Here is a 9,664-nt window from a genome sequence, read left to right on the forward strand (position 1 = left end):
GAGATGGTGATGCCGGGTGACAACGTGAAGATCACGGTGAGCCTGATTGCACCGATCGCGATGGAAGAAGGATTGCGTTTTGCGATCCGCGAAGGTGGCCGTACTGTGGGCGCCGGCGTCGTCGCCAAGATCATCGAGTAACAGAAATTTTAATCGGGACGGATTGAATGCTGTCCCTGTTCTTTAGAGGTTGACATGGCAAATCAAAGAATTCGTATTCGGCTGAAAGCGTTCGATCATCGTTTGATCGACCAGTCAGCACGTGAAATTGTCGAGACAGCTCGTCGTACCGGCGCCCAGGTGCGTGGTCCGATTCCGCTCCCGACCAAGAAAGAACGGTTCACGGTCCTGATTTCGCCACACGTCAACAAGGATGCCCGCGATCAGTACGAGATCCGTACCCACAAGCGTCTGATGGACCTTGTGGATCCCACAGACAAAACCGTTGATGCGCTCATGAAGCTGGACCTTGCGGCCGGCGTTGACGTGCAAATCAAACTGAACTGAGGGCAGCAGGAGCGGGCAGGCCCGCTCCAGCAGGTTATTTAAGGTAAATAAAATGGCTATCGGATTAATTGGCAGAAAAGCAGGTATGACCCGCATCTTTACGGACGCGGGCGAATCTATTCCTGTGACGGTTATCGAAGTTGAGCCGAACCGTGTCACCCAGGTAAAGGGTCAGGACACAGACGGTTACCGGGCTTACCAGGTGACAACCGGTTCGCGCCGCGCATCGCGCGTGAACAAGGCGGCTGCCGGGCACTTTGCCAAGGCGGGTACCGAAGCGGGTCGCGGTTTATGGGAATTCCGCCTGGGCGATGGTGAAGGTGGTGATATCGAGGTCGGCAAGCAGCTGGGTGTCGATCTGTTTGAAGCTGGTCAGAAAGTGGATGTGGCTGGCACGACCATTGGCAAGGGTTTTGCCGGTGGTGTGAAGCGCCATAACTTCTCCATGCAGGACGCAACCCACGGTAACTCGCTGTCGCACCGTGCGCCGGGCTCCATCGGTCAGTGTCAGACACCGGGGCGCGTGTTCAAGGGCAAGCGCATGGCCGGGCACATGGGTAATGTGCGTCGCACCCAGCAGAATCTTGAAATTATTCGCGTCGATACCGAGCGTAACCTGTTGCTGGTCAAGGGCTCGCTGCCGGGCTCCCGGGGTGGTGACGTGATTGTTACGCCTGCGGTCAAGGCGCGGTAGAGGGGTCGGACATGAATATCAATATGCATGGTGGTTCGAGCCTGGACGTTGCCGACGCGGTATTTGGACAGGAATTCAACGAAACGCTGGTCCACCAGGTTGTGGTGGCCTACATGGCAGCGGCGCGCTCCGGTACTGTCGGACAGAAGAATCGCTCCGCGGTCAGAGGCGGCGGCGCCAAACCCTGGCGACAAAAGGGGACAGGACGCGCGCGTGCTGGTACAATCCGCAGCCCGCTGTGGCGTGGCGGTGGTGTCACTTTTGCGGCAAGTGCGCGTGATTACTCGCAAAAGGTGAATAAAAAGGCGTATCGCTCGGCTATCCGTTCGATCCTTTCAGAACTGGTCCGTCAGGATCGGCTGGTTGTGGTCGAGAGTTTCGCGGTCAGTGCTGCGAAAACAAAGGAGCTGATTGCCAGGCTGAAGGAAATGGATCTCGATCACGTACTGATCGTTCACGATGATCCCGATGAAAATCTGTACCTGGCTGCACGCAACCTGCCGAAGGTTGATGTCGTCGATACCTCGATCACCGACCCGGTCAGCCTGGTCGGTTTTGACAAGGTGCTGATGACCGTTGCTGCGCTGAAGCAGTTTGAGGAGAGGCTCGTATGAATGCCGAGCGATTGAGCAAAATTCTGGTAGGTCCGGTGGTCTCTGAAAAGAGCACGCGCGCGGCCGACCTCAACCGTCAGTATGTCTTCAAGGTGCTGCGTGATGCCAGCAAGCCTGAAGTCCGCAAGGCGGTGGAAAAAATGTTTGACGTGAAAGTGAACAGCGTTCAGCTGTTGAACGTCAAGGGCAAGGTAAAACGCTTCGGGCAGACAATCGGCCGCCGTTCCGACTGGAAAAAGGCTTACGTCACGCTGGCTGAAGGTTCAGACATCGATTTCGCGGGCGCAGAATAATGGCTATCGTCAAGTCAAAACCGACATCTCCCGGACGCCGTTTTGTCGTCAAGATTGTCGAGAAAGCATTGCACAAGGGTGACCCATGGGCGCCGTTGCTTGAAAAGAAAACCAAGAACGGTGGTCGTAACAACAAGGGTCGTATCACCACGCGGCATCGTGGCGGTGGTCACCGTCAGCGCTATCGCGTGATTGATTTCAAGCGCAACAAGGATGGTGTGCCGGGCCGTGTCGAACGCCTGGAATACGACCCGAACCGCAGTGCGCATATCGCGCTGGTGTTGTACGCCGATGGTGAGCGTCGTTACATCCTGGCGCCGAAGGGCGTTTATGCGGGTGCCGAAATTCACAGCGGTATCGATGCGCCGATCAAGCCAGGCAGCGCGCTTCCGTTGCGTAACATCCCGATGGGTACTGTGGTGCACAACGTCGAGATGAAACCGGGCAAGGGCGGACAGATTGCCCGCAGTGCCGGCGCCGGTGTACAGCTGGTCGCGCGTGAAGGGCAGCACGCCACCCTGCGTTTGCGCTCCGGCGAGATGCGCAAGGTACCGGTTGATTGCCGTGCCACCATTGGTGAAGTCGGTAACTCCGAGCACAACCTGCGTTCACTGGGCAAGGCGGGCGCGACCCGCTGGCGCGGTGTGCGTCCGACCGTTCGTGGTGTTGCCATGAACCCGGTAGATCACCCGCACGGTGGCGGTGAAGGCCGTACTTCCGGTGGTCGTCATCCGGTAAGCCCGTGGGGCATGCCGACCAAGGGTTACAAGACCCGTAAAAACAAGCGCACGGACAATATGATTGTTCGTCGTCGCAATCAGAAGTAACGACAGAGGTTAAAGACAGTGCCGCGTTCCGTAAAAAAAGGACCTTTCATTGATCTTCATCTAATGAAGAAAGTCGATGAAGCCGTGAGCAGCAACAGCCGCAAGCCGATCAAGACCTGGTCGCGCCGCTCGATGGTGTTGCCCGATATGGTTGGCCTGACCATTGCTGTACACAACGGCCGCCAGCACGTGCCGATTCTGATCAACGAGAACATGGTTGGTCACAAATTGGGTGAGTTCGCAGTTACGCGTACCTTTAAGGGTCACGCTGCGGACAGAAAATCCAGATAAGGGTAAAGATTATGCAAGCGTCTGCAAAATTGAGTCACGCACGCATTTCCGCGCAGAAGGCACGACTGGTTGCTGACCAGGTTCGTGGCCTGCATGTCGAGAAAGCGCTCGAAGTGCTGACCTTTAGCAACAAGAAAGCTGCCCACATGGTTCGCAAGGTGCTCGAATCGGCGATTGCCAATGCCGAGCACAACGAAGGTGCGGACGTGGACGAGTTGAAGATTTCCGAGATTTGTGTGAACGAGGGTCGAACCCTCAAACGCTGGAACGCACGCGCCAAGGGCCGCGCCAACCAGATTCTGAAGCGCACGAGTCATATCCAGATTACTGTCGCTGAACAGTAATCCCGAGTAGAGAAGAGAGTACGGCATGGGCCAGAAAGTACATCCAACCGGTATACGCCTCGGCATCGTCAAGGACTGGACGTCGAAGTGGTACGCGGATTCGAAGCATTATGCGGATTTCCTGAACCTCGATATCGAGGTGCGGGACTTCATCAAGCAGAAGCTCAAGCACGCATCCGTGAGTCGCATCCAGATCGAGCGCCCGGCGAATAATGCGATCATTACCGTTCACACGGCGCGTCCGGGTATCGTGATCGGCAAAAAGGGCGAGGACATCGAAAAGCTTCGCGCCCTGGTGTCGCAGAAGATGGGTATGCCGGTTCATGTGAATATCGAAGAGATTCGCAAGCCCGAGATCGAAGCGCAGCTGGTTGCCGAAAGTGTGGCACAGCAGCTGGAGCGTCGTATCATGTTCCGCCGCGCCATGAAGCGCGCTGTCGGTAACGCCATGCGTCTGGGTGCCGAGGGCATCAAGATTATGGTTGCCGGTCGACTGAACGGTGCTGAAATCGCACGTACCGAATGGTATCGCGAAGGCCGGGTACCGTTGCACACGCTGCGTGCCGACATTGACTACGGCGTGACGCGTGCCAATACCACCTACGGTGTAATTGGCGTGAAAGTCTGGGTGTTCAAGGGTGAAATCCTTGACCGCGATGAGCAGAACGTTGAGCCCGAGCCTGCCAAGAAAGCGGCCGGTGCCAAATAAGGGAGTCGCGAAGACATGTTACAGCCCAAGAGAACCAAATTCCGCAAGCAGCAGAAGGGTCGCAACCGTGGTCTTGCGCTCAGCGGTAACAAGTGCAGCTTCGGCGAGTTCGCCCTCAAGGCGACCACGCGTGGACAGATTACCGCGCGTCAGATTGAAGCCGCACGTCGTGCCATTACCCGTCACGTAAAACGTGGTGGCAAGTTGTGGATCCGTGTGTTCCCCGACGTGCCGATTACCAAGAAACCTATCGAGGTTCGCCAGGGTAAGGGTAAGGGTAATGTTGAATACTGGGTTGCCAAGATTCAGCCCGGTCGTGTGCTCTATGAAATGGAAGGTGTGCCGGAAGAGCTGGCGCGGGAAGCATTCAAGCTTGCTGCTGCGAAACTGCCGGTGCGTACCACCTTTATTAATCGGACGGTGATGTGATGAACGCGAGTGATCTTCGTGCAAAGTCAGCCGATGAGCTGAAGCTTGAGCTGGATGGTTTGCTGAAGGAGCAGTTCAATCTGCGCATGCAGAAGGGAACAGGACAGCTGTCGCGGCCCGACCAGGTGAAAAAGGTGCGCCGTAACATCGCGCGTATCAAGACAGTATTGAATGAAAAGGCCAAAACGGGTGAAGCGGCATGACTGAAGACAGCAAGACAATCCGTACGCTGACCGGCCTGGTTGTCAGTGACAAGATGGACAAGAGCGCCGTTGTGAAAGTTGAGCGCAAAGTGCGTCATCCGTTGTACGGGAAATACATCCGCCGTTCGACCAGGCTGCACATTCATGATGAAAACAATGAATGTCGCGCAGGCGATACAGTGTCTATTAAAGAATGCCGGCCGCTGTCCAGGACCAAGTCCTGGACGCTGGTTGAAGTTGTCGATCGGCCCGCTGGCTGATTGAAACAAAGGAATTACGGGGCTAAGTCATGATCCAGATGCAGACAAAACTGGATGTTGCTGATAACAGCGGCGCACGTCGCCTTCAGTGCATCAAGGTGCTGGGCGGTTCACACCGTCGTTATGCCGGTATCGGCGACATCATCAAGGTGAGTATTAAAGAGGCGATTCCTCGTGGCAAGGTCAAGAAGGGTGAGGTCTACAACGCCGTTGTGGTTCGTACCGCCAAGGGTGTGCGTCGTCCAGACGGCTCTCTGATCCGCTTTGATGGCAATGCGGCTGTGCTGCTCAATGCCAAGCTGGAGCCAATCGGTACCCGCATCTTTGGCCCGGTTACGCGCGAGCTGCGTAGTGAACGGTTTATGAAGATTATTTCGCTTGCACCTGAAGTGCTGTAGGCGGGAGTCAGGATTATGCGCAAGATACGTAAAGGCGATGATGTCGTCGTGATGATTGGCAAGGACAGTGGCAAGCGCGGCAACGTGCTGAAAGTGCTGCCCGAGATCGACAAGCTGATCGTGGAAAACGTCAATATTGTGAAGAAGCACACCAAGCCCAATCCACAGGCGGGTGTTGCCGGCGGTATTATCGAGAAAGAGATGCCGATTCACGTGTCCAACGTCATGTTGTACAACCCGCAGACCAGGAAGGGCGATCGTGTTGGCTTCCGTACACTGGAAGACGGTCGCAAGGTGCGTGTATTCAAGTCCAACGACGAAGTCGTGGACGTCTGAGAGAGTAGCTGAAGATGGCCAGGTTGCAAAAACAGTATCACGAAGAAGTTATCGGCAAGCTCCAGGAGCAGTTCGAGTACAAGAACGTGATGGAAGTACCGCGTATCACCAAGATCACCATTAATATGGGTGTTGGTGAAGCGCTCGGGGATCGAAAGGTCATGGAGCATGCGGTTTCAGATATGACGAAGATTGCCGGGCAGAAGCCGATTGTGCGCAATGCGCGCAAGTCTGTTGCAGGTTTCAAGGTCCGTGAAGGCTGGCCTGTCGGTTGCAAGGTGACATTGCGTCGTGAACGCATGTACGAGTTTCTTGACCGATTGATCGCCATTGCAATTCCGCGTATCCGGGACTTCCGCGGCATGAGTCCGAAGTCTTTCGACGGCCGTGGCAACTACAATATGGGCGTCAGCGAGCAAATCATTTTCCCGGAAGTGGATTACGACAAGATTGACACCCTGCGTGGTATGGATATCAACATTACCACCACGGCGAAAACAGATGAGGAAGGTCGCGCGCTGCTGGCAGCGTTTAACTTCCCGTTCAGGAACTGAGGAAAAGCGAGATGGCCAAACAATCCATGATCCAGCGCGAGATCAAACGCGCCAAGATGGTCAAGAAATACGCGACAAAGCGTGCAGCGCTGAAGACGATCATCGCCGATATGACCAAGCCGGAAGAAGAGCGTTACGAGGCACAGCTGAAGTTGCAGGCCCTGCCGCGCAACGCCAGCCCCTGTCGTCAACGCAATCGTTGCCGTATTACCGGCCGTCCGCACGGTTACTACCGCAAGTTCGGTCTGGCGCGCAACAAGCTGCGCGAACATGCCATGCAGGGTGATATTCCCGGCCTGGTCAAGGCCAGCTGGTAACAGCGCAGAATTCAGATAGAGGTACGCAGATTATGATGACAGATCCTATCGCCGACATGCTGACCCGCATCCGTAACGGCCAGCGGGCGGGCAAGGTATCGGTGTCAATGCCTTCTTCAAAGCTCAAGCAGTCGATTGCGAATGTGCTGAAGGATGAAGGCTATATCGCTGATTTCAGTGAGCAGGTTGAAGGCGGCAAGCCGTCGCTGAGTGTCTCGCTTAAATACTACGAAGGCCAGCCGGTCATCGATACGCTGAAGCGTGTCAGTCGCCCGGGGCTGCGTATCTACAAGGCAAAGGACGAACTGCCCAAAGTCATGGGTGGTCTGGGTGTTGCTATTGTTTCAACCTCGAAAGGTGTGATGAGTGATCGTGCCGCACGTGCCGCCGGAGAGGGTGGTGAAGTGTTGTGCTACGTATCCTGATGAGTAAATAACCATGTCCAGAGTTGCAAAAAATCCGGTTGAAGTGCCGAAGGGTGTTGAAGTCGCTATCAGTGGCCAGTCTGTTACCGTCAAGGGGAGCAAGGGCGCACTGCAGCGTGATGTGCACGCCTCGGTAAAAATAGAACAGAACGACAATGTTCTGACCTTTGCGCCGAAGGATGGCTCCAAGGCGGCGATGGCGCTGGCGGGCACAACGCGTGCGCTGATCAATAATATGGTCATTGGCGTCACAGAAGGCTTTGAAAAGAAACTCCAGCTGGTCGGTGTGGGTTACCGTGCACAGGCACAGGGACAGAAGCTGAATCTTACGCTGGGCTTCTCTCATCCGATTGATTATGCCGTGCCCGAAGGGGTGACGGTGGAAACCCCGAGTCAGACGGATGTCGTTGTAAAAGGTATGGACAAGCAGAAGGTTGGACAGGTGGCAGCTGAAATTCGCGCCTACCGTCCGCCGGAACCCTATAAGGGCAAGGGCGTCAAATACGTCGATGAAATCATCGTACGTAAAGAAGCCAAGAAGAAATAGTTAATTCGAAGGTATCAGTATGGACAAGAAAGCATCACGACAGCGGCGTGCTCGCAAGACCCGCGCCAAGATCCGCGAACTCGGTCGGCCGCGTCTGTGTGTCCACCGTACCCCGCGCCATATCTATGCGCAGGTTATCGATGGGAATGGCGACAAGGTGCTTGTTAGTGCATCAACCCTGGACAAGGCGTTGCGCAAGGACGTCAAGAGCACCGGTAATGCCGACGCAGCTGCTGCGATAGGCAAGGCTGTGGCAGAACGTGCCAAAGCGGCTGGTATCACTGCGGTCGCGTTTGATCGTTCCGGTTTTAAATATCACGGCCGAGTGAAGGCGCTGGCAGATGCCGCGCGTGAAAGCGGTCTGGAATTCTAGGTAAGGGTTGCACTATGGCGAATGTTGATAACCAGGCGAACTCGGATGGTCTGCAGGAAAAGCTGATCGGAATCAATCGTGTTGCCAAGGTAGTAAAGGGTGGCCGTCAATTTGGTTTTGCTGCATTGACTGTTGTTGGCGACGGCGAAGGCAAAGTTGGTTTTGGTCGAGGCAAGGCGCGTGAAGTGCCTGTCGCTATCCAGAAAGCAATGGAGAACGCCCGCAAGAACATGAAGCAGGTCGCGCTCAAGGACGGCACGCTGCAATACCCGATTACGGCAACATTCGGTGCCGCCAAGGTGCACATGCAACCTGCCTCGGAAGGTACCGGCATTATTGCCGGTGGCGCCATGCGCGCTGTCTTTGAAGTGGTCGGTGTGCGCGATGTACTTGCGAAGTGCATTGGTACCAACAATCCGATCAATGTCGTGCGTGCAACCATGAAGGGCCTGGCCGATATGAGCTCCCCGGAGATGGTGGCAGCCAAGCGCGGCAAAAAGGTCGAAGAGATTCTGGGGTAAGCCATGGCAGACAAGAAATTAAAGGTGACTCTGATGAAGAGTACCAGTGGACGACTGAAATCGCACAAGGCGTGCGTGGCCGGACTCGGCCTGCGCCGGATTCGCCACACAGTCGAAGTGATTGATACGCCGGAAAATCGCGGCATGATCAACAAGGTTTCGTACCTGTTGCAGGTAGAGGATGTCTGATATGCGCCTGAATACATTGAAGCCTGCCGATGGCAGTCGTCCTGATGCCAAGCGCGTGGGCCGCGGCATTGGCAGCGGCCTGGGCAAAACGGCCGGTCGTGGCCACAAGGGCCAGAAATCGCGTTCCGGCGGTTTCACCAAAGTCGGCTTTGAAGGCGGTCAGATGCCTTTGCAGCGCCGCTTGCCGAAAGTTGGCTTTACCTCGCGCAAATCACTGGTGACTGAAGAGGTCCGCTTGCACGAGCTGGGAGCCGTTGAAGACGGTGCTGTTGATCTGGCTTCACTGAAAGCAGCCGGCGTTCTGAAACAGAGCACCTTGTACGCGAAGATTATTGCATCCGGTGAAATCACCACGGCCGTTACGGTAAAAGGCCTGCGTGTCACCAGGGGTGCGCGAGCGGCAATTGAAGCCGCTGGCGGCAAGGTAGAGGATTAATCCGGGTGGCAGGCGCGGGTGCAGCAGGTCTTACCGGTGGTCTCGGTGATATCGGTAAACTGAAGGAACTGCGTCAGCGCATCTTCTTCGTACTGGGTGCGATCCTTGTCTTCCGTATCGGGTCGTTTATCCCGTTGCCGGGTATTGACCCGGTTGTGCTGGAAATTCTGGCCGAGCAGCAAAAGGGCACCATTCTCGACATGTTTAACATGTTCTCGGGTGGTGCGTTGAAACGACTGTCACTGTTTGCACTGGGTATTATGCCGTACATTTCGGCGTCGATTATCATGCAGCTGCTGTCATATACCGTGCCGACGCTGGAGCAGTTGAAGAAGGAAGGCGATGCCGGACGCAGAAAGATCACCCAGTACACACGCTACGGTACGGTTGTGCTGGC

At 55.6% G+C, this 9,664-nt stretch carries 23 protein-coding genes; all 23 read left to right on the plus strand.

Going from position 1 to position 9,664, the window contains the following annotated elements:
- Window positions 1-141, plus strand: a 141-nt coding sequence (locus ACW81B_RS08880; protein ID WP_491579888.1) for an EF-Tu C-terminal domain-related protein, incomplete at its 5' end; no start/stop codon positions are given.
- Window positions 142-195: 54 nt separating this feature from the next.
- Window positions 196-507 carry a 30S ribosomal protein S10 gene (gene rpsJ, locus ACW81B_RS08885; RefSeq protein WP_491579868.1) on the plus strand — a complete coding sequence of 104 codons (312 nt, stop codon included), beginning with the start codon at window positions 196-198 and terminating at the stop codon, window positions 505-507.
- A 52-nt stretch (window positions 508-559) separates the two neighbouring features.
- Window positions 560-1,201: a 50S ribosomal protein L3 gene (rplC, locus tag ACW81B_RS08890; protein ID WP_491579869.1), complete on the plus strand. Its 642-nt coding sequence runs from the start codon at window positions 560-562 to the stop codon at window positions 1,199-1,201.
- 11 nt (window positions 1,202-1,212) lie between these two features.
- Window positions 1,213-1,815: a 50S ribosomal protein L4 gene (gene rplD / locus ACW81B_RS08895; RefSeq protein ID WP_491579870.1), complete on the plus strand. Its 603-nt coding sequence runs from the start codon at window positions 1,213-1,215 to the stop codon at window positions 1,813-1,815.
- Window positions 1,812-2,108, plus strand: coding sequence for a 50S ribosomal protein L23 (gene rplW, locus ACW81B_RS08900; RefSeq protein WP_491579871.1), 297 nt, complete (start codon window positions 1,812-1,814; stop codon window positions 2,106-2,108). The genes rplD and rplW overlap by 4 nt, the downstream gene beginning before the upstream one ends.
- Window positions 2,108-2,935 carry a 50S ribosomal protein L2 gene (gene rplB, locus ACW81B_RS08905; protein ID WP_491579872.1) on the plus strand — a complete coding sequence of 276 codons (828 nt, stop codon included), beginning with the start codon at window positions 2,108-2,110 and terminating at the stop codon, window positions 2,933-2,935. Before rplW ends, rplB begins: the two co-directional genes overlap by 1 nt.
- An 18-nt stretch (window positions 2,936-2,953) precedes the next feature.
- Complete coding sequence (rpsS, locus tag ACW81B_RS08910; protein WP_491579873.1) at window positions 2,954-3,226, plus strand: 30S ribosomal protein S19; 273 nt, start codon at window positions 2,954-2,956, stop codon at window positions 3,224-3,226.
- 11 nt (window positions 3,227-3,237) lie between these two features.
- Entirely contained in the window at window positions 3,238-3,570 is a 333-nt protein-coding gene (rplV, locus tag ACW81B_RS08915) for a 50S ribosomal protein L22 (RefSeq protein ID WP_491579874.1), read from the plus strand.
- A gap of 25 nt (window positions 3,571-3,595) precedes the next feature.
- Entirely contained in the window at window positions 3,596-4,279 is a 684-nt protein-coding gene (gene rpsC, locus ACW81B_RS08920) for a 30S ribosomal protein S3 (protein WP_491579875.1), read from the plus strand.
- Window positions 4,280-4,294: 15 nt separating this feature from the next.
- Entirely contained in the window at window positions 4,295-4,708 is a 414-nt protein-coding gene (gene rplP, locus ACW81B_RS08925; RefSeq protein WP_491579876.1) for a 50S ribosomal protein L16, read from the plus strand.
- Window positions 4,708-4,911, plus strand: coding sequence for a 50S ribosomal protein L29 (gene rpmC / locus ACW81B_RS08930; RefSeq protein ID WP_491579877.1), 204 nt, complete (start codon window positions 4,708-4,710; stop codon window positions 4,909-4,911). Before rplP ends, rpmC begins: the two co-directional genes overlap by 1 nt.
- Complete coding sequence (gene rpsQ, locus ACW81B_RS08935) at window positions 4,908-5,171, plus strand: 30S ribosomal protein S17 (RefSeq protein ID WP_491579878.1); 264 nt, start codon at window positions 4,908-4,910, stop codon at window positions 5,169-5,171. The genes rpmC and rpsQ overlap by 4 nt, the downstream gene beginning before the upstream one ends.
- A gap of 29 nt (window positions 5,172-5,200) precedes the next feature.
- Window positions 5,201-5,569, plus strand: a complete 369-nt coding sequence (gene rplN, locus ACW81B_RS08940; RefSeq protein ID WP_132971170.1) for a 50S ribosomal protein L14 — start codon at window positions 5,201-5,203, stop codon at window positions 5,567-5,569.
- 15 nt (window positions 5,570-5,584) lie between these two features.
- On the plus strand, window positions 5,585-5,905 hold the full coding sequence (rplX, locus tag ACW81B_RS08945; RefSeq protein ID WP_491579879.1) for a 50S ribosomal protein L24: 321 nt from the start codon (window positions 5,585-5,587) through the stop codon (window positions 5,903-5,905).
- A 14-nt stretch (window positions 5,906-5,919) separates the two neighbouring features.
- Complete coding sequence (gene rplE / locus ACW81B_RS08950) at window positions 5,920-6,459, plus strand: 50S ribosomal protein L5 (RefSeq protein WP_491579880.1); 540 nt, start codon at window positions 5,920-5,922, stop codon at window positions 6,457-6,459.
- Window positions 6,460-6,470: 11 nt separating this feature from the next.
- On the plus strand, window positions 6,471-6,776 hold the full coding sequence (rpsN, locus tag ACW81B_RS08955) for a 30S ribosomal protein S14 (RefSeq protein WP_491579881.1): 306 nt from the start codon (window positions 6,471-6,473) through the stop codon (window positions 6,774-6,776).
- A gap of 29 nt (window positions 6,777-6,805) precedes the next feature.
- Window positions 6,806-7,201, plus strand: coding sequence for a 30S ribosomal protein S8 (gene rpsH, locus ACW81B_RS08960; protein WP_491579889.1), 396 nt, complete (start codon window positions 6,806-6,808; stop codon window positions 7,199-7,201).
- 13 nt (window positions 7,202-7,214) lie between these two features.
- A complete protein-coding gene (gene rplF, locus ACW81B_RS08965; RefSeq protein ID WP_491579882.1) occupies window positions 7,215-7,748 on the plus strand; it encodes a 50S ribosomal protein L6 in 534 nt (177 codons plus the stop codon).
- 19 nt (window positions 7,749-7,767) lie between these two features.
- Window positions 7,768-8,121, plus strand: coding sequence for a 50S ribosomal protein L18 (gene rplR / locus ACW81B_RS08970; RefSeq protein WP_491579883.1), 354 nt, complete (start codon window positions 7,768-7,770; stop codon window positions 8,119-8,121).
- Between the two features lie 14 nt (window positions 8,122-8,135).
- Entirely contained in the window at window positions 8,136-8,642 is a 507-nt protein-coding gene (rpsE, locus tag ACW81B_RS08975) for a 30S ribosomal protein S5 (protein WP_491579884.1), read from the plus strand.
- A gap of 3 nt (window positions 8,643-8,645) precedes the next feature.
- Complete coding sequence (rpmD, locus tag ACW81B_RS08980; RefSeq protein WP_491579885.1) at window positions 8,646-8,831, plus strand: 50S ribosomal protein L30; 186 nt, start codon at window positions 8,646-8,648, stop codon at window positions 8,829-8,831.
- Window position 8,832: 1 nt separating this feature from the next.
- The gene (gene rplO, locus ACW81B_RS08985) at window positions 8,833-9,267 is read left to right on the plus strand and encodes a 50S ribosomal protein L15 (RefSeq protein WP_491579886.1); all 435 of its coding nucleotides are present in this window, start codon (window positions 8,833-8,835) and stop codon (window positions 9,265-9,267) included.
- Window positions 9,268-9,272: 5 nt separating this feature from the next.
- Window positions 9,273-9,664 (plus strand): preprotein translocase subunit SecY (locus tag ACW81B_RS08990; protein WP_491579887.1); only part of this gene is annotated, 392 nt, incomplete at its 3' end.

This window comes from Thiogranum sp., from assembly GCF_058323355.1.